The organism is Aminobacter sp. HY435, from assembly GCF_027568395.1.
GTDB lineage: Bacteria > Pseudomonadota > Alphaproteobacteria > Rhizobiales > Rhizobiaceae > Aminobacter.
In genome coordinates this window covers 45874-69553 of the sequence record NZ_JANKZL010000003.1, presented here as the reverse complement: position 1 = coordinate 69553, position 23680 = coordinate 45874, and the positions used below count along the sequence as shown (strand labels likewise).

Here is a 23680-nt window from a genome sequence, read left to right as displayed (position 1 = left end):
GCTATTTCTTGACGCCGGCCTTGATGAGACCGGCGATCAGATTTGCGCCACCCTCGGTTCGCATGATCGGGTAGCGGGCATCGATCAGCGAACTGATCGTGAAATTGGGTTCAACCGCATTCAATCGCCCGAGCAATGAACGGGCGGCGCGTAGATCGCCGAGCTGCGCGTGGCTTGCCACGAGATAGCGCAGCAGCGAATTGAAGTCGGGTCGCTCGCGCAGCGCCGCCTCGCCAGCCTCAATGGCGACGCGGTGGTCGCCGGCAAGTGTCGCGTTGATCAGCCGCGACGTGTCGAAATAGTAGCGGTACGGGCTGTAGGCTCCGAGATGGCGCGCCCAGTTCGCCAGGCTCAGGCCCTTTTTGGGCTGGCCGGCATAAGCGTGCAGCATCGAATAGAGGTCCCACCCGAGGACCTGCGTCGGATTGGTGCGGATTGCGCGTTCGAACAGGCCCGAAGCGTAGTCGTACTCGCCGAAAAGGAACGAATGGACGTGGCCGACCAGCGCCAGCGTCACCGAATTGCCGGCGTCCAGCTCCAGCGCCTTGCGGGCATAGGTCTGTGCCTGCTCGATCGTCGAGGCATCGTCCGAGAACCGCTGGCCGACCTTGAAGGTCATCAGGAAGGCAAGCCAGGCGTAGGCTTGTGACGTCGGCCGCTGCGCAAGCATGCGCTTGAGCGAAGCCTCCGCGAGCACCAGGTCGTTGCGTGACAGGTGGAACATGGCGTTGACGGCGCCATACAGGCTTTCGGTCTCTGTCGCGTTGCCGCCCTCGGGCTGCTCGGTGCGCGCGATGAAATACTTGCGCAACTCGTCCATGGCCTCGTTGATCAGCTGGTGTGCGGCGGAAGTGTCGCCCATTTCAGTCGCCCGGCGCTCCAGCGTGGTCCCGCCCATCCACAACAGACCGCGATCTGCGGTGCGGTGGATGCTCACCCCGACATAGACCTGATGCGCCGAAAACTGGTAGCGCGCCTGGATGGCCAGTGCCACAGGGTCGAACCCCGCGTCGTCCTGGGGCAGCGAGGCAAGCTCGGGCCGCGACAGGTCGCAGATCGACAGCTCTCCGCCTTCGAGCAACGAGCGTACGAGGGATTCGGTGAACAGGTCGGGCAGCGATGCCGCTCCGAAAACATCTCCGGAAATGGATGGCGGCAGCAGCGCCACCGCCCAGCCGCTGCTGTTGCTGCGACCGGGCGCCGCCTTGCGGTTGCCGTCGTCGGGCGAGCCTGCGCCGGAAGGATGTTTGGACGCGCCGACATAGCCGTTGGCGCGGCGATCCTTCGGGCTGACGTCGCGCTGGCCGAGCGTGTTTTCGATGCGTCCGTGCCAGACCTGCCGTTCGAGCGTCAGCCATTCCTCGAATTCGGGGTCGCCGATATCGAGGCCTTCAAGCAGTTCCGGCCATGTTTCGGCACTGGCGTCGCGCAGCGCACTTTCATGCGCCGGATCGAGCAGCTGCAGCGCATCCACGGCAACGCGGTTGAGATCGAGCGAGATCGTGTGGTTGTCGGAAATGATGATGCGATCGGCGATCGGCCCAAGCGACTTGCGCACGTCGACCAGGGCCTGCCTCAGGCTTGCTGCTGCCTGTTCCTCGCCGCGGTCGCTCCACAGCTTGTCGCGCAACCAGATGCGTGAGCGCGAACCGCGGGGGGCGAGCGCCAGCATCGCCATCAAGGCGCGGGACTTCTGCGCCTTCGGCGTGCACGAAACCCCTTCTGTGTCGGTGACCGCAAGGGCGCCGAACAGATAGATATTGCATAGAGTGCTGGTGTCACCCGGCATTCCATCGACCTTCGCAAAGGGCATTTCGCCCCCGAAGCGAGAGTAGCACAAGTCGAATCGCTTGGGGTCTTGATACCGTAAGTTGGAATCACCCAATCGCAAGGCTACGGATGCGTGTATCGGCACACATTCGAAGCTTGGCGTTTGCTGCAGCATCTGCATTTCCCCAGCGGCGTCGGCGACCGGAAACTCCATCCCGGTCTTGCTTGTGCCAATTGATAGACCCGCGCAGTGATCGCGCCGTGAGCGAAACGTCAAAGCGCGAGAAAAAGCATCGTCGGGGGGAGGGCAGCCTTCAAAATGGCTGTGGGGGCGCCTGGAGGCAAATGATGCCCGAATGTCTTCGGGCATCGGTCAGGAAGGCGAGTACGCTGTTAGGATGGCCGCGTCAGGCGGAGCGTCCCGAAATGCTGCGGCGATGGGGCAAGGCGATCTCGTGTCCGAGTGCCAGAGCCTGTTCGAGATTGTTGGTGTAGCGGGCAGTGTCTTCAAGCCCGCCGAAATGATTGAGGCGGATGGTCTCGCCGCGTTTGCTGACGACCACGCCCATGGTCCTGAGAGTTTCACGCACCTCTGAAAATCGCATGACGGTTTCTCCGGTGTTATCCAAGCTAAATTAGCGGCCGCTTGTAACAGCCCCGTGTTGCCCGCATCGTGATTGATACGTGAAAAGTAGCGAAACAAGTTTCATGCTTCCGCCGCTTTGCAGGCGAAGGCGCAGCACAAAATGCGGTAGGGGTGGATCCCGGCGCATCAGGATGGATGCGCCGGGAGAGGCCGCTACTTCTTTTCGAGTACCGGGAACTTGATGCCCAACTGGTCGAGATAGCTCGGGTATTTCGACGGGTCGTAGTAGAACTTCTCCATCTGCGGCCGGAAGGTCGCCATGATCTCCACATTCTTCTGGATCTGCGGCTTGTCGTCGGCGCCCAGCATGGGGACGTATTTCTGGCCCTTCTGCTGTTCGTTCTGGAAGTACTCGTTTGCCTTGGCCAAAAGCTCCGGATTGGTCAAAAGGTCGATCGAGGTCATGGCTACCACCTTGGAGCCGGCGACCACGCCCTTGTGGGCGATCGGCGTTGCCATGGCCATGGCGCTCGACCAGTGGTGGCCGGGCAGTCCGGGGACGTTGGACGGGTAGTTCAATGTGATTGTCGGCACCACCCATGAGATATCGCCGATGTCGTCGGAGCCACCGCTCTCGGGCTTCTCCGGCGGGGGCATGAGTTCCTTCAGCTTGACTGCGAGGCCATCCTCCTTGGCGCTCACGGTCTTTTGCACCGCCTTGGCGAAGGCCTGATCGTCATCAGTCCATGTCGGCAAGCCGACGTCCTTGATGTTGGCGTAGGCGGCCTCCGCCATCGGCTTGTTGTAGTGGCGAGGGGCCGCCGTCCCGATGATCTGCCGCGACACGGTGGTGTTCGACATCTTGGCCGCCGCCTCGGCGATGGTGTTGGCGGTCTCGAAATTCTTCGAGATGTTGTCGAAATCCTGCTCGCGGATGAAGTACCAGACCGTTGCGGCAGATGGCACGACGTTGGGCTGGTCGCCGCCGTCGGGAATGACATAGTGCGAACGCTGCTCGGGGCGAAGGTGCTCGCGCTTCATGTTCCAGCCGATGTTCATCAACTCGACGCCGTCGAGTGCACTGCGGCCGCGCCATGGCGCGCCGGCGGAATGGGCGGATTCGCCCTTGAAGGTGTATTCGACCGAGACCATGCCGGTACCGTTGGCCTGGCCCCAGGAGGTCTGAAGATTGTTGCCGACATGGGTGAACAGCACGGCATCGACATCCTTGAAGACGCCGTCGCGCACCAGGTAGGCCTTGCCGGCAAGCAGTTCCTCGGCGACGCCCGGCCACAGCATGATGGTGCCGGCAATCTTGTCCTTCTCCATGATGTCCTTGAGCGCCAGCGCTGCGACGACATTCACCGCCTGGCCCGAATTGTGGCCTTCGCCATGCCCCGGCGCGCCTTCGATCATTGGATCATGATAGGCCACGCCCGGCTTCTGCGAGGCCTTGGGTATGCCGTCGATGTCGCTGCCGAGTGCAATGACCGGTTCGCCCGAGCCCCATTTCGCCACCCAGCCGGTGGGCAGTCCCGCAACCCCGCGCTCGACGGTGAAGCCAGCCTCCTCGAGAATGTCGGTGATGTATTTGGAAGTTTCGACCTCCTGGAAGGCCAGTTCGCCGAAGCTGAAGATCGAATCGGTCATTTCCTGCGCGAGCTTGGCCCGGGCTTCGACGCCTTCGACGGCGCGCTTCTTGAGGTCCGCGACCTGCTCGGCGCTCATCGCCTTCTGCTCGTTGGCCAGTGCATACGTGGAGGTGGAAGCCGCAAGCAACGCGGCGAAGGCCAGTCGTGAAAATGAGACGCGCTTCATGAAAAATCTCCCATTGATCGACATCGCCGCTGCCAGGCCCGTGTTCCCAGGGGTGCTTGACGTTACGGCAGCTGCGATGATGTGCGCTGCTGGAATGCTCGGCAAGAATATTTTCTACTTCTCGGGAATTTAGGAAAATATGTGCGCAGAATGGCTCGGGATTGCTGTCAGTAGTAAGCAAAATTGCTGCTGTATGCACATACCGGTTACTGAGGTGAATTTGCGTTCAACTCAAGGTAAGCAACTGGACCACTCGCGGCCACGGTCTGGATCACCTCCAGCTTTGAGTTAATTTGGGCGGCAAGGTCGAGTGCGCCCCTGAATTGCCAGGCAAGCCATAGGCGTGGCGTGGCCTGCTTCGCCTCGGCTAGAACAGGGGACGGGCGATTGTCGAATCGGCCGCGAGACAGCGGGGAAAGCGATGCCGGGCTTGCAGGACGTCCTTGACGAGATCGTTGCGGAAATGGCGACACGCCAGGGCCGCGGCGAGGTCGCCACCTATATTCCTCAGCTTGGCAAGATCGACCCGGCGAAATTCGGCATCGCGGTCGCTCTCAACGATGGCGAGGTGATGACGTCGGGCGATGCCGAGGAGCCGTTCTCTATCCAGAGCATCTCCAAGGTATTCACCTTGGCGCTGGCGCTCGGCCGGGTTGGCGACGTGCTGTGGCAGCGTGTCGGACGCGAACCGTCGGGGACGCCCTTCAACTCGATCGTCCAGCTTGAGATCGAGCACGGCATTCCGCGCAACCCGTTCATCAATGCCGGGGCGATCGTCGTTTCCGACATCCTGCTTGCCGGGCATCAGCCGCGCGAGGCGATCGGCGAGATATTGAGCTTCGTCCGTTCCGTTGCCGACGACGATTCGATCGTGATCGACCGCGATGTCGCCGCATCGGAGCGCGCCACCGGCTACCGCAATGTCGCGCTGGCCAGCTATCTCAAGGGATTCGGCAACCTCAACCACGAGCCGGATCTGACGCTTGGCGTCTATTTCCATCACTGCGCGATTGCGATGAGCTGTCGGCAGCTGGCGAGTGCCGGGCGATTCCTGGCCAATTCGGGCCGCAGCGAATCATCGGGCCATACGGTCGTGTCGAGCGAGCGCGCCCGCCGCATCAACGCGCTGATGCTGACCTGCGGTCACTATGACGGTTCGGGCGAATTCGCCTTTCGTGTCGGCATTCCGGGCAAGAGCGGCGTCGGTGGGGGAATCATGGCCGTGGTGCCGGGCGTCGCCTCCATCGCCGTCTGGTCGCCGGGATTGAACAAGAACGGCAATTCGATGCTGGGCTCGCTTGCCCTCGAGCAACTGACCAGAAGGATGAACTGGTCGATCTTTTCGTCCTGAGCGATGCGGATCGCGCTGAACGCCCAGGCCTTGCCGCCGAATTGCCGTGTGGCACGACGATTCTTGCGCGCCGCTACCGGGCAGCCTGCGGTTGGATTTTTGAGAAACGTTCTTGAGCAGAAAAGTGGCTCCCCGGGCCGGATTCGAACCAGCGACCAACCGGTTAACAGCCGGTTGCTCTACCACTGAGCTACCGGGGAACAGCGCTCTGTTGTGAACGAGGCGGCGTATAGCAACGGTAATTCGATTTGCAAAGCGCTAATCGAAATTTTTCCGAAGTTTTTCACCGGAGCATTTCTGGTAATCGTCGGAAAGCGCGCTCATATGTCGGCTTTGCAAGGATTTGCGCGCGGTCGGCGCGTCGTTCGGGCGCAGACAACGAACCGGGCATGCCAGGAAAATGAAGTCATACAAACCTCAACAGCAGCCGAGGCGGAAGATTTCCATCCTTGGCCGCGAGTTCGCCATGCCGCAATCGCGCGGCGTCCGCATAGGTCTCGGCATAGCCCTTTGCGTTCTGGGCTTGCTCGGTTTCCTGCCGGTGCTCGGCTTCTGGATGATTCCGCTCGGCCTGCTGGTCCTGTCGCATGAGTTCCACGTCGTGCGTCGCTCCCGCCGCAGGCTGATCGTCTGGTGGGAGCGGCGGAAGCGTCCGTTGTCCTGACGCTCGGCCGGGCAGGGGCATGATTGCGCGAACCGGATGTCCCGGCGTGTTGTCCAACCAAAACCATGGAGAAAAATTCTTCCCCGCTTGACGGAGGAATCCTGGCAACCTATTGGAGCCGTGTAGACGCCTGAAGCGGCGAGGCCTCGTGGCGGAGTGGTTACGCAGAGGACTGCAAATCCTTGCACCCCGGTTCGATTCCGGGCGAGGCCTCCAGCTTCCTCGACAACCGCCGTCGAGGACCGGATCAGGCGCACTACGGCGCCGCGTGCCAGGTCTGGTCACGCAATGACGCCGTAGCTTGTGGAGTTTGTGCATGGCCTGTATCATGCACTGGCAGCTGCGCATCTCGCGCCGAAGCCGGGCCGGTCAGGACATGAGCGCGGATTTTTCCGACCGTCGCGCAAAAAGGGCGGCCAGGTCGCAACGAACCTATGGCCGGGATGAGAGCCCGTCTAGTTTTGGCGTTGCCGCCATTTTCGGGACTTGTAACGCCATACCCAAGCTCTGACGGTTCGCTCAATCACCTTCGGGAACGTCGCAATGCGGCCAATCGCGGGTCTTTGGATGACCCACAGGAGCACAGCTACCCGACCCGCCTGACTGGCGAGCATTGTATCTTCGACGACGTTGGCGACATGATCTATGTTGATGAAATAGCTGTCTGAAAATCGCTTGTTTGTCGCTGTGTCTGAAAGCGACCCACGTGTTTGCTTGTGTTCGCGAAATTCTGCCAAAGATCTTAGCATGTAGTGGTTGTGCCACAGTTGCCCGTCCACCGGGGTGTCGACGCAACCTGGGTGTGGGCCTGTTGCCGTTCGCGCGGTTCCATCGGTCATGAGCACCATGCCGTCGCATTCCACCGAGTGTGAGGAGGTCCACTCCTTGATCCGCTCTGGCCTTGCGATAATCTTGGTCCAGTGGCTCATTGTCTCTTGCTTGGCACGTCGAGTGAAGCGCGAGATCACGAGTCCTTCAGTGTGCTCCTCATGTCCGTTGGAGCCAAAGACACGCTGGCAAGAAGCTACTGCCGCAGCGTCGCCGAATTGCTTCAGTGCCTTGGGCAATGACTGGAAGTCTTTTGCGATGAGAAATTCGTCCGGATCAATAAATGCGACAAATCTCGCTCGGCCGGAAAGGCATTTCGTCCCGTCTCGAAATCCGCACAGCTGAGTTCCGTCGCTGCCTGCTGGAGGCCAGGTGCCGATTTCAATGGGGATCGATTTGCCAATCCGTGACAGCAACTCCAGCGTGCCATCCGTGCTGCCCGTGTCGTAGATCCGAAACAGCGTGACCCCTTGTAGCCAGTGGTAAGAAATCCACTCTGCCAGGTAGGTCCCTTCATTCTTGACAACAGTACAAATTGCCAGTCGATGCATCGCTAGGTTGCATAGCGACTGGTTGCGCTACCGTCAACGCCGCCGGCGCCTGAATCTGTAACGCCAATCCGGTCAACCAGCTTCGTCAATTCTCTTTGCCTGATGTCAATCGCCGAAACGTCGCGTCCGGGCAAAGCGATCATGGGGGATAGCAATGCGCCGCGACGGCTGAGGCCAAGCGTGGTTTTTGTTCCGGCAGGGTGTGGGGTGGGGCGTCCAAGTCTTCGATTGACTGTGTTATGGATTTTTGCCAAACGGCCCATTAAGCAGGTGCTTGAATTCACTTTTGACGGCTCCGGGCGAGGCCTCCAGTTTCCTCGGCCTCCGCCGTCGAGGGCCGGAGTCAGGCGGATTGCGGCGCCGCGTGCCAGGTCTGGTCACGCAATGACGCCGTAGCTTATGGAGTTTGTGCATGGCCTGGATCATGCACTGGCAGCTGCGCATCTCGCGCTGAAGGCGGATCGGTCAGGACATGAACGCAGATTTTTCCGAACGTCGCGTCAAGATGGTGGACGGACAGGTCCGCACCACCGATGTGACCAACGCCGCCATTCTCTCGGCCATGCTCTCGGTGCCGCGCGAGGAATTCGTCGACAGCGCCCATCGCGAGCTTGCCTATATCGATGAGGACCTGCGCTACGCGGCGACCGCCGATGCCGAGCCGCGCTACCTGATGGAGCCGTCGCCCTTTGCCAAGCTCGCGCAGCTGGCGGAGATTCAGTCGAGCGACTTCGTTTTGGATGTCGGTTGCGGCACGGGCTATTCCGCGGCCGTGCTGTCGCGCATTGCAAGCTCGGTGATCGCGCTCGAAAGCGACGCCATCCTTTCCGAACGCGCGGCCTCGACCTTGTCGGCTTTGGGCTATGACAACGCTGTCGTTGTGTCGGGGGCGCTGGCTGCCGGCTATGCCGCCGAAGCGCCCTATGATGTGATTTTTGTCGGCGGTGCGGTCGAGCAGGTGCCCGAGGCGCTGCTCTCCCAGCTCAAGCAAGGCGGCCGCCTGGTTGCCGTCGAAGGGTATGGAAATGCCGGCGTGGCGGCCGTTTATCTCAAGAATGGCGCTACCGTGACGCCTCGCAAGGCCTTTAATGCGGCAGTTAAGCCACTACCCGGCTTCAATCGCGCACGCGAGTTTCAGTTCTGATCGCCTTTTTCTTGCGGTGCGCCACGCGTCGTGATGATCTAAGGACCGGACGTATGCGACTGATTCTGGACCGCAATAGTCTTGAATTGGCGTAATTGGCTGGGCTGGGCGAGGGGCATATTTGCTGTCTCCGGACAGTGCGCCGCAGAACGAATGAGGGACGCGTAGTGTCGTTTTTCCAAAAAAGCCTGTTTGCCGTAGCGCTGGTCTCTGCCACGGCGCTCTCGCCAATGACCGCATCGGCAGAAACGATCCTCGGCGCACTCGCCAAGGCCTACCAGAACAACTCGCAGCTCAATTCGGCCCGCGCCGGCGTGCGGGTCACCGACGAGAGCGTCGCCATTGCCAAATCCGGCTGGCGTCCGACCATCAACGGCTCGGCCAGCATTGACTATTCGACGACGCGTCGAAACTCATCGACCAGCCATCTGACGACGGGCTCGTTCGGCGTCGAAATTCGCCAGTCGGTGTTCGACGGCTTCCAGACCAAGAACAACGTCTCGGCCGCCGAAGCCCGCGTCCGCGCCTCCAATGAGAGCTTGCGCAACACCGAGCAGAACATCCTGTTCAACGCCGCCAGCGCCTACATGGATGTCATTCGTGATCGCCAGGTTGCCGCGCTGACCGAGCGCAACCTCCAGTTCCTTACCGAGCAGGTTCGTGCGGCCCGGTCGCGCTTCGATGTCGGCGAGGGCACCCGCACCGACGTGGCGCAGGCCGACGCGTCGCGCTCCGCGGCAATCGCCCAGCTTGCGGCCGCCCGCGCCCAGGCGCTCTCCAGCGAGGCCATCTATCGCCAGATCGTCGGCGACGCTCCCAAGAACCTGAAGGCCGCTTCGCCGCTCGGCAAGCTGCTGCCCAAGAGCCTCGACGGCGCCGCCGCCACTGCCGCCGAACAGCACCCGGCCATCCTGGCGACCGAACATCTGGTCGATGCGGCCGGGTTCTCGGTCAAGTCGGCCGAAGGCGCCCTGCTGCCGCAGCTGTCGGCATCGGCTGGCGTGTCGCAGATCAATCGCAACAACTCACCTTCCAACGCTCAATCGCCCGATGGCTGGTCGACGTCGGCAAGCATCGGTGCCACCTTGACCGTGCCGATCTACCAGGGTGGCCGCGTCTCGGCGCAGGTTCGCCAATCCAAGGAATCGCTTGGCCAGGCACGCATCGAAGTCGATGTCAGCCGCGACAGCGTGCGCGCCGCCGTGACGTCTGCCTGGACGCAGTACACTGCGGCACGAGAAAGCGTTGCCGCCAACCGCGCGCTTGTCGCGGCCCAGCAGCTTGCTCTCAACGGCGTCATCGAAGAACGCAATGTGGGTCAGCGTACGACGCTCGACGTGCTGAATGCGCAGGCTGACGTCATCACCGCCCAGATCAATTTGGCAACCTCGGAGCGCGATGTCGTTGTCGCGAGCTACGCCATTCTCTCGGCGGTCGGCAATCTGTCGGTCGAGCGTCTCGGTCTCCAGGTGGCCAAGTACAATCCGAAAGAGCACTACGACGCCGTCAAGGACAAGTGGATTGGCCTGCGCACGCCGGATGGCCGCTGAGCGCAGCTGAACTGACCAATCGCATTGCGGGCGCTCATCTGCATACGATGGGCGCCCGTTTTCGTTTGCCGCCCTGGTGACACGCTGCCGCGCCGAGGGCGCCAGATTTCGGGCTGCGACAGCCACGCGCAAGCCAGTCGCCTCTAATCTGTTGAAATCGACAGCGCTGCCGGATTGGGGATTCTCGCAAGGGAATCCGTAGGCTACGCTAAGAGTCTGATTCGAAGCCCGTTTTCTGCGGGCGGGTAGTGTGACTGTCACAAAGGCGGCGGATGTGACGATGGCCCAAGCTAGCAGCGTTCAGCGCGAACCTTCGATGGAGGAGATACTCGCCTCCATCCGCAGGATCATCGAGGACAACGACACCGGGCGGCGTCCGGCGGTCGATTTCGGTCAGATGCGGCCCGAGCCGGAAGAAGACCGCGCCGAGCGCAATGTCATCGAGGTCGAGGCGTTCAGGGCCGAACTGCAGGCCGGCAAGAATGCCGTACCAGCCGCTGAAACGCGCGCCGACGTTACTGCCAGGTCCGAGCCCGTCGAAGAGAAAGACGACAACGCGGCCACGCCGTGGCCGACGATCGAACCGAAGCGGCCGCTGGCGCCGGAAACCCGTGGGGCCGAGGCGCCGGTCGCTTCGCGCGTCGCCCAGAGCTGGGCGCCGACGTCGACTGCCGCAGTCGAGCAGATGGAGCGCCTTGCCGGCCCGGTTCGCGATCCGTCGCCAGAAGCCCTTGCCGCGCCTCAGCCGGTGGTCGCCACCCCGCCGGCTGCGAGCCCTGTCGAAGCCGCGCCTGCCATTGAAGCCGCAGGCAAGGCTGCGATCATCTCCGAACAGCCGGCCCGCCAGGTTACGGCGGCATTCGGCGAGCTCAACGATGCCTATGCGGCGCGCAGCCGCAAGTCGTTTGACGAGATCGCTGCCGACATGCTGCGTCCGATGCTCCAGGACTGGCTCGACAACAATCTGCCGACGCTGGTCGAAAGGCTGGTGCGCGAGGAGATTGAGCGCGTGGCGCGCGGCGCGCAATAAAATCGTCTGCTTGCGAATGGAACGCGCCGCCTTCGGGCGGCGTTGTCGTTTCTGGCTGCGTCAGGCCGTGCTGTTGACTCACTCCCACCCATCCGATTTACACCGGACCAGACAATCCGGACCAAACGGAACCCATTCCAATGCTTGAGAAGACCTACGACGCAAAGACCGTCGAACCGAAGATCGCCAAGACCTGGGAAGAAGCGGACGCCTTCAGGGCGGGTGCTGGATCCGTAGAGGGCGCCGAACCCTTTACCATTGTCATTCCGCCGCCGAACGTCACCGGCTCGTTGCATATGGGCCATGCGCTCAACAACACTCTGCAGGACATCCTGGTGCGTTTCGAGCGCATGCGCGGCAAGAACGTGCTGTGGCAGCCGGGCATGGACCATGCCGGCATCGCGACCCAGATGGTGGTCGAGCGGCAGCTGCGCGAGCGCCAGCAGCCGGGCCGCCGCGATATGGGTCGCGAGAAGTTCGTCGAACGCGTCTGGGAATGGAAGGACGAATCCGGCGGCATCATCTTCAACCAGCTGAAGCGGCTGGGGGCCTCGTGCGACTGGTCGCGCGAGCGCTTCACCATGGACGAAGGCCTGTCCAAGGCAGTTGTCGAAGTTTTCGTCACGCTGCACAAGCAGGGCCTGATCTACAAGGACAAGCGCCTTGTGAACTGGGATCCCAAGCTTCTGACCGCGATTTCCGACCTCGAGGTCGAACAGCACGAGGTCAATGGCAATCTCTGGCACTTCCGCTATCCGGTGGAAGGCAAGGTCTACGATCCAGAGGATTCGAGCACCTACATCACCGTCGCCACCACCCGGCCGGAAACGATGCTGGGTGACACCGCGGTTGCCGTTCATCCCGACGACGAGCGCTACGCGGCGCTCGTCGGCAAGAACGTCGTGCTGCCGATCGTCGGCCGCAAGATCCCTGTCGTCGCCGACGAGTATTCCGACCCCGAGAAGGGCACCGGTGCGGTCAAGATCACGCCTGCGCACGACTTCAACGACTTCGAGGTCGGCAAGCGCCACAACCTGCCGCAGATCAATGTCCTGACGGTCGAGGCCAACATCAACATCGTCGACAATGACGAGTTCCTCGAAGGCGTCGAACGCAACGAATTGCGTGAAGCGCTTTGGGCGCAACTGCATGGCCTCGATCGCTTCGAGGCGCGCAAACGCATCGTCAGGATCATGGAAGAGGGCGGTTTTCTCGACAAGATCGAGCCGCACAAGCACATGGTTCCGCATGGCGACCGTGGCGGCGTGCCGATCGAGCCCTTCCTGACCGACCAGTGGTACGTCAATGCCGCCGAGATGGCCAAGCCGGCGATCAAGAGCGTGCGCGAGGGCCGTACCAACTTCGTGCCCAAGAACTGGGAGAAGACTTATTTCGACTGGATGGAGAACATCCAGCCATGGTGCGTCTCGCGCCAGCTGTGGTGGGGTCACCAGATCCCGGCCTGGTATGGCCCCGACGGCCAGGTCTTTGTCGAACGCACCGAGGAAGAAGCGCTCGATGCGGCAGTCCAGCACTACCTCGCGCTCGAAGGGCCGTGGAAGGCATGGGTCGAGGAGCAGCTCGAGAACTTCGAGCCGGGCAAGATCCTGACCCGCGACGAGGACGTGCTCGACACCTGGTTCTCGTCGGCGCTTTGGCCGTTCTCGACGCTCGGCTGGCCCGACAAGACGCCGGAACTCGACACCTATTACCAGACCGATGTGCTGGTGACGGGCTTCGACATCATCTTCTTCTGGGTCGCCCGCATGATGATGATGGGCCTGCACTTCATGGAGGAAGAGCCGTTCCACACGGTCTACGTCCATGCGCTGGTTCGCGACAAGAACGGCCAGAAGATGTCGAAGTCGAAGGGCAACGTCATCGATCCGCTCGAGCTCATCGACGAATATGGTGCTGATGCGCTGCGCTTCACGCTCGCCATCATGGCGGCGCAAGGGCGCGACGTGAAGCTCGACCCGGCCCGCATTGCCGGCTACCGCAATTTCGGCACCAAACTGTGGAACGCAACGCGCTTTGCCGAGATGAACGGGGTTGCCCGCAATGACGAGTTCTGGCTCAACGACGCCAAGCTGACGGTCAATCGCTGGATCCTGACCGAGCTCAGCCGCGCGACGCAGGAAGTGACGACCGCGATCACCACCTACCGCTTCAACGAGGCGGCGGGTGCGGCCTACCGCTTCGTCTGGAACACCTTCTGCGACTGGTATCTCGAGCTGCTGAAGCCGATCTTCATGGGGGACGACGAGGTCGCCAAGGCCGAAAGCCATGCCGTCGCGGCCTTCGTGCTCGACGAGATCTACAAGCTGCTCCACCCGATGATGCCGTTCATGACCGAGGAGTTGTGGGCGCACACCGCCGGCGAGGGCAAGGAGCGTCCGTCGCTGCTGTGCCACGCGGCATGGCCGAAGCCGGACTTCGAGGACGCTGCTGCCGCCGCGGAGATCAACTGGCTGGTCGATCTCGTTTCGGGCATCCGCTCGGTGCGCTCGGAAATGAACGTGCCTCCGGCGGCAATCGCGCCGCTGGTCTTCGTCGGCGCCAACGAGGTAACGCTGGAGCGCCTCAAGCGCCATCAACAGGCGATCGCCCGGTTGGCGCGTGTCGGCGAGATCACACATGCCGACGCAGGCCCCAGGGGCTCGGCCCAGATCGTTGCCGGCGAGGCCACTGCCTGCCTGCCGCTGGGCAGCCTGATCGACCTGTCGGCCGAGGCCGCGCGTCTTCAAAAGGAACTGGCCAAGACGACCGAGGAAATCGCTCGCCTGCACAAGAAGCTGTCGAACGAGAAGTTCGTGGCGTCCGCGCCGGAAGAGATCGTCGCAGCCGAGCGCGAGAAGCTTGAGGAATATCGCCTCACGCAACAAAAGCTCGACACCGCGCTGATGCGCGTGCGCGAAGCCGGCTGACAAGTGCAAGTCGAAATGCCTGCCGCGGCATCACGTTGCGGCAGGCGCTCCGGCTGCCTCGCGGCCAGGTATGCCGTAGCGCAAGATGTGGCCGATGTAACCATTTTGCGCCTGATTGTTGCCAGAATGTAACAAGGGCCGAAATAGCCCCGAAATCACGTATTTTCCGCCATCTTCGACGAATTTCTCCGCGAAATTTCGTCGGCTCTCGATGAAAATCTTGAAAATTGACGTTTGCGTAAGGGGAAGAGTTTCCGGCCCCGGCGCATCCCCCGAAGCGTCGATGGCGTTTGCAAAAAATCAATGTTGCGTGAGTACGATGATTTCGTTCAATTCGACTCACGAGCATTTCGGGGAGAAGACTCAATGAACATTTCGCGTTTCAAGGCGCTGCTGGGGGCAACGGCGCTGACGATCGTAGCGGCCAGCGCCGCGCAGGCCGGCGGTTTTTCGCGTGGTACAGCTGACACGGATATCCTTTACGAAGAGGGCAATTTTAATCTTCGAACTGGCGTGACTGTTGTGAATCCGACCAGGAAGTTTACGGCAAATTCTCAGGCCGCACTCGTCGGTGTTGATTATGCCGACACTTATGCCGTTCCCTCTGCTGCGGTTAAGTTCAAGATCCTCGAGGATATGAGCTGTGCCGGGACGTTTACTCAGTCCTTTGGCGGCGATGCTACTTGGCCAGTTCCGAGTGGTCCGATCGGCAAGCTGAATGAAGATTTTGCCGTCAACGAGTTTGGGGCGACTTGCGGCTACAAGGTTGACTTGGGCAAAGGGCGCCTTTGGCTCCTTGGCGGGGTATTCATGGAAACGGTCAAGTATGACTTGGTCGCTCTCGCTGGAGCTCTCGATGGAACCCTTCGGGACACCAACGTCGGTTGGCGAGCGGGCATTGGCTACGACATACCTGAGATAGCCCTGCGAGCTCAATTGATGTATCGCTCAGGATTCTCCGTGGATGCGAATGGCAATGCCCTTCTTTTCGGTGGCAATCAAATTGCTACCGGTACGGCCGACCTACCCCAAAGCGTCGAAGTCAAGTTGCAGAGTGGCATAGCTCCCGGGTGGTTGGCATACGGTAGTGTTAAGTGGACCGATTGGTCGGTGACGAAAGAGTTGATCCTTCGTCTTCCCAATGCGGGGCTCCAGAGCAAGAATGACTACTTCTGGCGTGATGGATGGACTGTGACTGGCGGCGTTGGTCGTGCATTTACAGACCGCATTTCCGGAACTGCATTCGTATCTTGGGATCGTGGTGTTGGGACTGGTTGGGATTTGACGGCTGAGACCTATACGTTGGGTGTAGGCGCTTCGATGAAGGACAAGTGGGGCGAGTTGCGCCTCGGTGCGGCTGCGATCCACATGGGTGAAGTTTCCGAAACCCAACCGGGTAGCTTGATGCGTACAGTTGGGGCTGATTGGGGTTTTGCCTTTTCTGCTGGCTATGGGGTCAAGTGGTAATCCCACTTCCCTGACATCTCGAAAGCCGGGCCTTGTGCCCGGCTTTTTTGTGCTGCCCGCGCGCGTTTGCAAATGGGAAACCATGTGTGGCCGTGCGGCCACGGATTGTGACGATTCAGCAACAGTTTTCCGCCAAGCTTTCGGCTAGGGAGCACTGAGGCGGAGTTGCCAATTTCCCGCCATAAACACGGCGCACCCCGGATAGGTCTTTCGACGGCGCCCGGAGTGCGGGCGTGGAACCACCAGACGGCCGCGCCGCGGCAGGAACAGGAATGAACGTAGACGCGCCCAACGATGCCCAACTGCCGAACCGTCTTTCGACGGCGAACGGCGTTGGCGCGTCCCAGGCGCGGCAGCCTCTGGATCGCACCCCGCACCATGACGCGGCTGCAACGGCGAAGCGCGTTGCTTGGCGGCCGAAGACTTTGGCCGGTCACGTTTGCCTGTTCGAAGAAATTGCCGCTTCTGCTGGCCGTACTTTAGCCGAAAATACGTTGCACGTTCTCGCCAACAACGCCTCGAACAGCGCGCGCCAGCAAAGGTTGGCAATGTTCGCAGGCAATCTCGCGGAGAGGGCGAAGAACAGGAACATGCGTCGGGCCGCCGTGCGGCCGGGCGCAAACAGTGTTTATGCCCATGCCTTCAGGGTGCTCCGCAATGGTGCGGCGTCCGTTGGCGGGGCGAAAGAAATGAACTGCCATGCGGGTTTCTGAGTTGGTTAGGATATCTGCGCATTCGGCGCTTCTGGCGGTCGCCCTGCTTGGCGCGACGGGCAGCGCATTGGCGTTCGACGACAAGGTATTCGACGACAAGACCGGGGTGAAGCCGCAGTCCAGCCCGTGGGCGGTGTTTCAGTTCGGTTTCTCGGCCTACAAGAGCGGCCACAAGGACCAGGCTGTCGAAGCCTACCGCTACGCCGCCGAGAACGGCCAGATCGGCGCCACCTGGAAGCTCGCCCGCATGTATGCGGAAGGCGACGGCGTCACCCAGAACGACTACGAGGCCTTCAAGTTCTTCTCCGAGATCGCCGAGCAGGACGTCGAGCCTGGTTCGCCCGAGGAAAGCTATGTCTCGGATGCCTTGGTTGCCCTGGGCGGCTACATGAAGGAAGGCATTCCCGGCACTCCGGTCGCCGCCAACCAGGTTGCGGCGCAGGAATATTACATGCGCGCCGCCGCGAACTACCGCAATCCGAACGCCCAGTTCGAGATGGGCAAGATGTTCCTGAAGGGTGAGGGCGGGGTCAAGGCCAACGTCAAGCAGGCCGGCCGCTGGCTGCAGCTTGCCGCCGAGAAGGGCCATGCCGGCGCTCAGGCAACTCTAGGAAATCTGCTGTTCCAAAGCGGCAGGGTCGTACGCGGCCTCGCCATGATGACCGCGGCGCTCGAACGCGCCACCCCGCATGACCAGCCGTGGATCCGTGGTATGCAGGAAGAGGCCTTTGCGCTCGCCGCCGAGTCCGATCGCCGCACGGCGATATCGCTTGCCGAGGACATCCTTACCAAGGGCAACGAGTAACTCTTGCGCGCCTGTCACGGCGCGGGCGGTCTTACGCCCGGCCCGTGTCGGGATTGGCCATCCAAAGGGTTGTTTGGCAGTCAGTAGGCGTCCAGCGCCTGCTGGGGCTACGCCGCTGCCAGGTCCATCCGGATCGCTACCGGCACATGGTCCGATGGCTTTTCCCAGGCCCGCACATGCTTTTCGATCGACGCCGATGCGAAGCGGTTTGCGGCCTCCGGCGATAGCAGCAGGTGGTCGATGCGGATGCCGTTGTTCTTCTGCCACGCGCCGGCTTGGTAGTCCCAGAACGTGTAGACGTCGGGCCTGTCAGTGACGGCGCGAACGGCTTCGGTAAAGCCGAGATTCTTCAGCCTGCGGAAGGCGCGGCGCGTTTCCGGCTGATACAGCGCATCGCCCAGCCACAGCTCGATGTTGCGGGCGTCGATCGCCTCGGGAATGACGTTGTAGTCGCCGGCCAGCACCAAAGCCTCCTCGAGTGCAAGCCGCTCGGCAGCCCATCGCTCCAGCCTGTCCATCCACCCGAGCTTGTAGGGGAACTTCTCGGTGCCGACAGGATTGCCGTTGGGCAGATACAGCGACACGACACGCAACGCGCCCTTGTCGGTCGAGAACACGCCCTCGATGAAGCGCGCCTGTACGTCGGAATCGTCGCCGGGCAGGCCGCGATTGACTTCGTCAAACGGCAGCTTCGAAAGTATGGCGACGCCGTTGAAACCCTTCTGGCCGTGTGTCTCGACGTTGTAGCCGAGCGCCTCGATCTCGAAACGCGGAAACCCTTCATCGACCGTCTTGATTTCCTGAAGACAGACGATGTCCGGATCGCTTTCCTTGAGCCAGTGCACCAGGTTTTCGATGCGGGCGCGGACGCCATTGATGTTCCAGGTCACGATCTTCATGAAAATCACACTACAATTTCAAACAAATCTAGATAGTCGACGCGACTGTTCCGGACGATCCTGCACCATCCCTCGGGAGAAGGGAACCGGTCCTCTTTGGCATTCTTCGGACCGGCTGGCAAAAGGGGAACAAATGCCATGTCCAACAGTACTCATCCTGTGGACGAGGTGCTTCCAGCGCCTCGCCTAGCCGCGCTCGGCATCCAGCATGTGCTGGTCATGTATGCCGGCGCCATCGCCGTACCTCTCATCATCGGGCGCGCGCTCAAGCTCGATCCCGAGCAGGTCGCATTCCTGATTTCGGCCGACCTGTTCGTCTGCGGCGTCGTCACCATCATCCAGGCGTTCGGCGCCACCCAGTGGTTCGGCATCAAGCTGCCGGTCATGATGGGCGTCACCTTCGCCGCCGTCGGCCCGATGGTCGCCATGGCCAACGCCAACCAGGGGCCGGACGGGGCCCGCATGATCTTCGGCGCCATCATCGGTGCAGGTATAGTATCGCTGCTGATCGCGCCGCTGGTCAGCCGCATGCTGCGTTTCTTTCCGCCTGTCGTCACCGGCACCATCATCGTGGTCATCGGTGCGTCGCTGATGCGCATCGGCATCAACTGGATCTTCGGCAATCCCGTCGGCCCGACGGCACCCAGGCTGGTGTCGCCGGAACATGCCGCATGGCTGAAGTCTGTGTCTGAAATGGCCGCCGCCACCGGCTCGACCATTCCACCAATCCCGGACAAGCTGGCGCTCGCCGCAACCGTCCAGAACGTTGCCTATGCGCCGCTGACCAATGTCGGCATCTCGGCAATCGTTCTGCTTTCGATCCTGTTGATCGCCAGGTTCGGCAAGGGTTTCATGGCCAACATCGCCGTGCTGCTCGGTATCATCATCGGCGGCATCGTCACCGCTTCGATGGGCATGATGCACTTCGAGAAGGTCGCCACCGCCGGCTGGTTCGAACTGATCACGCCGTTGCGTTTCGGCATGCCGATCTTCGACCCGATCCTCATCGTCACCATGGTACTGGTCATGATCGTCGTGATGATCGAATCGACAGGCATGTTCCTTGCGCTCGGCGACATGACCGGCAAGAAGGTGACCCAGCCGATGCTGTCGGCCGGCCTGCGCACCGATGGTCTCGGCACCATCATCGGCGGCCTGTTCAACACCTTCCCCTATACTAGCTTCTCGCAGAATGTCGGCCTGGTCGGCGTCACCGGCGTCAAGAGCCGCTTCGTCTGCGTTGCTGGCGGCGTCATCCTGATCATTCTTGGCGTGGTGCCCAAGATGGGGGCGCTGGTCGAAGCGCTGCCGACGGTTGTGCTCGGCGGCGCGGGGCTGGTGATGTTCGGCATGGTTGCCGCAACGGGCATCCGGATCCTGTCGAATGTCGATTTCAAGACCAGCCGCAACAACCTGTTCGTGGTCGCCGTGTCGGTCGGCTTCGGCATGGTCCCGCTCGTCGCGCCCGACTTCAAGATGTGGATGCCGCACGCCATCCACCCGCTGATCGAGTCCGGCATCCTGCTGGCGTCGGTGTCGGCCGTTGTCCTCAACGCCTTCTTCAACGGCACCAGGGTCAACGAATCCGAGATCCGCGAAGCGGCGATGGCTGCGGAAGCCTGACGAACTGTACCCTGAGGCAGGCGAGGGCCCCGCAAGGGGCCCTTTGCCGACGCCATGCTCGCGGCCCCAATCCGCCTATTTGCGTTCGACCAGGGCGATCATGTTGCCGGCGGGGTCTTTCAGGAAGGCCATCCATTCGCTCTCGCCGGCCGGGCCGAATTCGCCCTCGGTATCGCGATGCACCAGCGTCGGCGTCGTGGTGAAGGCAATTCCCCGGTCGACGGCCTGCTCGTGGAATGCGTCGAGATCGTCGATGTCGAGATAGACCGTGCCCTGCGGCACACCGCCGGTGAAGAACAGCCTGATGCCGCCGACGACGATGAAGGCGATGCCGGGCGGATCGTAGCGCGCATGCACGGGCAGGCCGAACACGTCTTGCCAGAAGGCAAGCGTGGCGTCGATGTCCCGGCCTGCCGAGAGCGCAACCTGACGGAGCGCTCTGGGGCGGCGCATCTCAGATGGAGAAGCTGGTGCCGCAGCCGCAGCCGGCGACCGCGTTTGGGTTCTTGATCTGGAACGACTGTCCCATCAGGTCGTCGACGAAATCGACGACCGAGCCGCCCATGTAGACGAGCGAGAGGTCGTCGATCAGGAGCGTCGCGCCATCCTTTTCGATGGCGATGTCGTCCTCATTCGAGCCTTCCACGAGGTCGAACTTGTAGGAAAAGCCGGAACAGCCGCCGCCCTCGACCGAGATACGCAGCGCGGTCTTGCCCGGATCGCCGGCAACGATCTTGGCGATGCGCTTGGCAGCGGCATCGGTCATTTCGATTTTCATGGCGGTCTTGGCGTCAGCGCCCATCGGCGTCACCTTGCTTTCGGTTTCTTATGATAGGTATGAAGCGACCTCGGCTAAGTCAACGGGTGCAGTGCATGGACGGCGAGCGGGACCTTGGCGACATCGGCTTCGGCTACAGGCCGCGGGCGGCCTATGCCTGCGACCCGACCCGTTCGCGTGGCCGCCTGGTCGACGAGGTCGAAAGCCCGACGCGCACGCCATTCCAGCGTGACCGCGACCGTATCATCCATTCGACCGCCTTCCGCCGTCTCAAGCACAAGACCCAGGTCTTCGTTGCACATGAGGGTGACCATTTCCGCACCCGCCTGACCCATACGATCGAAGTCGCCCAGATCGCCCGCGCCCTGGCGCGTGCGCTGCGCTGCGACGAGGACCTCGCCGAGGCGATCGCGCTCGTCCACGATTTCGGCCACACGCCGTTCGGTCACACCGGCGAAGACGCGCTGAACGAGAAGATGGAACCCTGGGGTGGGTTCGATCACAACGCCCAGTCGCTCAGGGTGGTGACCAAGCTCGAACGCCGCTATGCCGAGTTCGACGGTCTCAACCTGACCTGGGAGACGCTGGAGGGCCTGGTCAAGCACAACGGGCCGCTGACCGATGCCGCCGGCAATTGCCTCAAGGGGCAGCTGCCGCAGGCGATCCGCGATTATTCCGAGCTGCACGACCTTGAACTCGACCGCTTCGCCAGTCTCGAGGCGCAGTGCGCGGCGATTGCCGACGACGTCGCCTACAACACCCATGACATCGACGACGGTCTGCGCGCCGGCCTGCTGACGCTCGACATGCTGGAACAGGTCTCGCTGCCGGCTGGCATCCTGCGCGGTGTGCGCGAGCGCTACCCGGCGCTCGACCCGGTGCGCGCCGGGCATGAGCTGATGCGCCGGCAGATCACCCTCTTTGTCGAGGATGTGATTGCGACCGCCACCGCCCGGCTTGCTTTGGTGAAGCCAGGCAGCGCCGACGAGGTGAGGGCGGCGGGCGAGGCGATGGTGACGTTTTCGACGGCGATGGCCGTCCAGGAAAAGGAGCTGAAGGCGTTCCTCTACCGCAATATGTACCGGCATCCGGAGGTCATGCGGGTGCGCGCCAATGCCGACACCATCGTGCGCGACCTCTTCGACGTCTATCTGGCCGATCCCAAGGCGATGCCGGAAGGCTGGCGCGAGGGCCTCGACAAGGCGAGCGACCGCGTCAAGGCGCGCCACGTCGCCGACTTCCTGGCCGGCATGACCGACACCTATGCGCTCAAGGAGCACCGTCGCTTGTTTGACCATACGCCCGATTTGGTTTAGGCCGGGCGCACATTTCCGGCTTCTATGCCGGTTGCCACGCAATGCCACCCAGAGCCGAGCAGATGAATATTTTCGCCGATTTCAACGAGCGGATCACCAAAGCCGTCGAAGCGCTTGAATTGACTCCGAAAGATGGCGGTGTGCTCGACCTGACGCGCCTCGCCGTGGAGCCGCCGCGCGACGCGACCCACGGCGATCTGGCGACAAACGCGGCGATGGTTCTTGCCAAGCCGACGGGCCAGAACCCGCGCGCATTGGCCGAGCGGCTGGTGGTGGAGCTTGCCAGGGATGCCGACGTCGCCAAGGCCGAGGTTGCCGGTCCCGGCTTCGTCAATCTCAGGCTCAAGGACGAATTCTGGCACAAGCATCTCGCCGGCATGCTCGAGAACGCTGCCGATTACGGCCGCTCGGGATACGGCAAGAACAAGCGCGTCAACGTCGAATACGTCTCGGCCAATCCGACAGGTCCGATGCATGTCGGCCATTGCCGCGGCGCCGTGGTTGGTGACGCGCTCGCCAACATCCTCGGATTCGCCGGCTACGACGTGACCAAGGAGTACTACATCAACGACGCCGGCGCCCAGATCGACGTGCTGGGCCGTTCGGTGATGATGCGCTATCGCGAGGCGCTCGGCGACGCGGTCGGCGAAATCCCTGCGGGGCTTTACCCGGGTGATTATCTTGTGCCGGTCGGGCAGGCCCTGGCAGAGGAATTCGGCCGTGGCCTGCTTGAGATGCTCGAGGATGAGGCGCTGGCGATTGTCAAGGATCACACCATCGATGCCATGATGGCGATGATCCGCGAGGACCTGGCGTTGCTCAACGTGCGTCACGAGGTGTTCTTCTCCGAGCGCGCGCTGCATGCCGACAACGCCAAGGCGATCCGCTCGGCGATCAACGACCTGACGCTGAAGGGCCACATCTACAAGGGCACGCTGCCGCCGCCCAAGGGCGAAAAGCCGGACGACTGGGAGGACCGCGAACAGACGCTGTTCCGCTCGACCGAGGTCGGCGACGACATGGATCGCGCTCTGGTCAAGTCGGACGGCGCCTTCACCTACTTCGCCGCCGACGTTGCCTATCTCAAGGACAAGGTCGATCGCGGCTTTGAGGAACTGGTGTTCGTGCTCGGCGCCGACCATGGCGGCTATGTCAAGCGCATGGAGGCGCTGGCGCGCGCGGTCACCGATGGTTCGGTAAAGCTCGACGTGCTGCTCTGCCAACTGGTGAAGCTGTTCCGCGACGGCGAGCCTGTGCGCATGTCCAAGCGGGCAGGGGAGTTCATCACCCTGCGCGACGTGGTCGAGGAAGTCGGGCGCGACGCCATCCGCTTCATGATGCTTTACCGCAAGAGCGACGCGCCGCTCGATTTCGACTTCGCCAAGGTCACCGAACAGTCCAAGGACAATCCGGTGTTCTACGTGCAATACGCTTCGGCGCGCTGCCATTCGGTGTTCCGCCAGGCCAAGGAGCAGCTCGGCGACATCGGTTTTGATCGCGTGCAGCTGATTGCTGGCGTCGAGCGTTTGACCGATGAAGGTGAAATCGGACTGATCAAGAAACTGGCCGAGTATCCGCGCCTGATCGAGTCCGCGGCACAGTCCATGGAGCCGCACCGGCTGGCCTTTTATCTCTATGATCTGGCAAGTGCGTTCCATGGACATTGGAATCGCGGCACGGACAACCCCGACTTACGGTTTGTTAAGGTTAACGATCCAGAATTGACCCATGCCAGACTCGGGCTGGTGCAGGCTGTTTCGGACGTCTTGACGTCGGGCTTGGCGTTGATCGGCGCGGATGCGCCGACTGAAATGCGCTAGGTTTTCCGGGACTTCATGTCACCTTTTGCCCACATTGCGC

The 23680-nt window shown here is 62.0% G+C and carries 20 protein-coding genes and 2 tRNA genes; 14 read left to right on the top strand and 8 right to left on the bottom strand.

Going from position 1 to position 23680, the window contains the following annotated elements; translation table 11 throughout:
• Position 1 precedes the first annotated feature (1 nt).
• From PCJ21_RS03740 to PCJ21_RS03730, 3 genes are all read right to left on the bottom strand, one after another.
• Entirely contained in the window at positions 2 to 1789 is a 1788-nt protein-coding gene (locus tag PCJ21_RS03740) for an SARP family transcriptional regulator (RefSeq protein WP_269930044.1), read from the bottom strand.
• Positions 1790 to 2177: 388 nt separating this feature from the next.
• A complete protein-coding gene (locus tag PCJ21_RS03735) occupies positions 2178 to 2375 on the bottom strand; it encodes a hypothetical protein (protein ID WP_269930043.1) in 198 nt (65 codons plus the stop codon).
• Between the two features lie 194 nt (positions 2376 to 2569).
• Complete coding sequence (locus PCJ21_RS03730; RefSeq protein ID WP_269930042.1) at positions 2570 to 4174, bottom strand: amidohydrolase; 1605 nt, start codon at positions 4172 to 4174, stop codon at positions 2570 to 2572.
• Between PCJ21_RS03730 and PCJ21_RS03725 the strand changes: the two genes are divergently transcribed.
• Positions 4173 to 4307 (top strand): hypothetical protein, encoded by a 135-nt coding sequence (locus PCJ21_RS03725; RefSeq protein WP_269930041.1) that lies wholly within the window; start codon positions 4173 to 4175, stop codon positions 4305 to 4307. The genes PCJ21_RS03730 and PCJ21_RS03725 overlap by 2 nt on opposite strands.
• A gap of 288 nt (positions 4308 to 4595) precedes the next feature.
• Positions 4596 to 5525, top strand: a complete 930-nt coding sequence (locus PCJ21_RS03720; protein ID WP_269930040.1) for a glutaminase — start codon at positions 4596 to 4598, stop codon at positions 5523 to 5525.
• A gap of 125 nt (positions 5526 to 5650) precedes the next feature.
• Here the strand turns inward: PCJ21_RS03720 and PCJ21_RS03715 are convergent.
• Positions 5651 to 5725, bottom strand: a tRNA-Asn gene (locus tag PCJ21_RS03715).
• Positions 5726 to 5925: 200 nt separating this feature from the next.
• On the opposite strand from PCJ21_RS03715, the gene PCJ21_RS03710 reads away from it, so the two are divergent.
• Entirely contained in the window at positions 5926 to 6189 is a 264-nt protein-coding gene (locus tag PCJ21_RS03710) for a hypothetical protein (RefSeq protein ID WP_269930039.1), read from the top strand.
• A gap of 142 nt (positions 6190 to 6331) precedes the next feature.
• Positions 6332 to 6405: transfer RNA gene (locus PCJ21_RS03705), tRNA-Cys, on the top strand.
• 239 nt (positions 6406 to 6644) lie between these two features.
• Here the strand turns inward: PCJ21_RS03705 and PCJ21_RS03700 are convergent.
• Complete coding sequence (locus tag PCJ21_RS03700; protein ID WP_269930038.1) at positions 6645 to 7568, bottom strand: glycosyltransferase family 92 protein; 924 nt, start codon at positions 7566 to 7568, stop codon at positions 6645 to 6647.
• Between the two features lie 472 nt (positions 7569 to 8040).
• Here PCJ21_RS03700 and PCJ21_RS03695 point away from each other — a divergent pair, with 472 nt between their 5' ends.
• The 7 genes from PCJ21_RS03695 (at position 8041) to PCJ21_RS03665 (ending at position 17204) form a co-directional block, all read left to right on the top strand.
• Positions 8041 to 8712, top strand: a complete 672-nt coding sequence (locus tag PCJ21_RS03695) for a protein-L-isoaspartate O-methyltransferase family protein (RefSeq protein WP_269930037.1) — start codon at positions 8041 to 8043, stop codon at positions 8710 to 8712.
• A 230-nt stretch (positions 8713 to 8942) separates the two neighbouring features.
• Positions 8943 to 10262 carry a TolC family outer membrane protein gene (locus PCJ21_RS03690; RefSeq protein WP_442865952.1) on the top strand — a complete coding sequence of 440 codons (1320 nt, stop codon included), beginning with the start codon at positions 8943 to 8945 and terminating at the stop codon, positions 10260 to 10262.
• A gap of 280 nt (positions 10263 to 10542) precedes the next feature.
• Complete coding sequence (locus PCJ21_RS03685) at positions 10543 to 11292, top strand: PopZ family protein (protein WP_269930035.1); 750 nt, start codon at positions 10543 to 10545, stop codon at positions 11290 to 11292.
• A 140-nt stretch (positions 11293 to 11432) separates the two neighbouring features.
• Positions 11433 to 14219: a valine--tRNA ligase gene (locus tag PCJ21_RS03680; RefSeq protein WP_269930034.1), complete on the top strand. Its 2787-nt coding sequence runs from the start codon at positions 11433 to 11435 to the stop codon at positions 14217 to 14219.
• 366 nt (positions 14220 to 14585) lie between these two features.
• Entirely contained in the window at positions 14586 to 15686 is a 1101-nt protein-coding gene (locus PCJ21_RS03675) for an outer membrane protein transport protein (protein ID WP_269930033.1), read from the top strand.
• A gap of 272 nt (positions 15687 to 15958) precedes the next feature.
• Positions 15959 to 16399, top strand: a complete 441-nt coding sequence (locus PCJ21_RS03670) for a hypothetical protein (protein WP_269930032.1) — start codon at positions 15959 to 15961, stop codon at positions 16397 to 16399.
• Entirely contained in the window at positions 16386 to 17204 is an 819-nt protein-coding gene (locus tag PCJ21_RS03665; RefSeq protein WP_269930031.1) for a tetratricopeptide repeat protein, read from the top strand. The genes PCJ21_RS03670 and PCJ21_RS03665 overlap by 14 nt, the downstream gene beginning before the upstream one ends.
• Before the next feature lie 107 nt (positions 17205 to 17311).
• Here PCJ21_RS03665 and xth read toward each other — a convergent pair whose 3' ends face one another.
• Complete coding sequence (xth, locus tag PCJ21_RS03660) at positions 17312 to 18103, bottom strand: exodeoxyribonuclease III (protein WP_269930030.1); 792 nt, start codon at positions 18101 to 18103, stop codon at positions 17312 to 17314.
• 138 nt (positions 18104 to 18241) lie between these two features.
• Here xth and PCJ21_RS03655 point away from each other — a divergent pair, with 138 nt between their 5' ends.
• Positions 18242 to 19726, top strand: coding sequence for a nucleobase:cation symporter-2 family protein (locus tag PCJ21_RS03655; protein WP_269930029.1), 1485 nt, complete (start codon positions 18242 to 18244; stop codon positions 19724 to 19726).
• A gap of 75 nt (positions 19727 to 19801) precedes the next feature.
• Here PCJ21_RS03655 and PCJ21_RS03650 read toward each other — a convergent pair whose 3' ends face one another.
• Complete coding sequence (locus PCJ21_RS03650) at positions 19802 to 20179, bottom strand: VOC family protein (RefSeq protein ID WP_269930028.1); 378 nt, start codon at positions 20177 to 20179, stop codon at positions 19802 to 19804.
• 1 nt (position 20180) lies between these two features.
• On the bottom strand, positions 20181 to 20528 hold the full coding sequence (gene erpA, locus PCJ21_RS03645) for an iron-sulfur cluster insertion protein ErpA (RefSeq protein ID WP_269930027.1): 348 nt from the start codon (positions 20526 to 20528) through the stop codon (positions 20181 to 20183).
• Positions 20529 to 20599: 71 nt separating this feature from the next.
• Between erpA and PCJ21_RS03640 the strand changes: the two genes are divergently transcribed.
• Entirely contained in the window at positions 20600 to 21820 is a 1221-nt protein-coding gene (locus PCJ21_RS03640) for a deoxyguanosinetriphosphate triphosphohydrolase (protein WP_269930026.1), read from the top strand.
• A gap of 62 nt (positions 21821 to 21882) precedes the next feature.
• Complete coding sequence (argS, locus tag PCJ21_RS03635) at positions 21883 to 23640, top strand: arginine--tRNA ligase (RefSeq protein ID WP_269930025.1); 1758 nt, start codon at positions 21883 to 21885, stop codon at positions 23638 to 23640.
• The last annotated feature ends 40 nt before the right edge of the window (positions 23641 to 23680 follow it).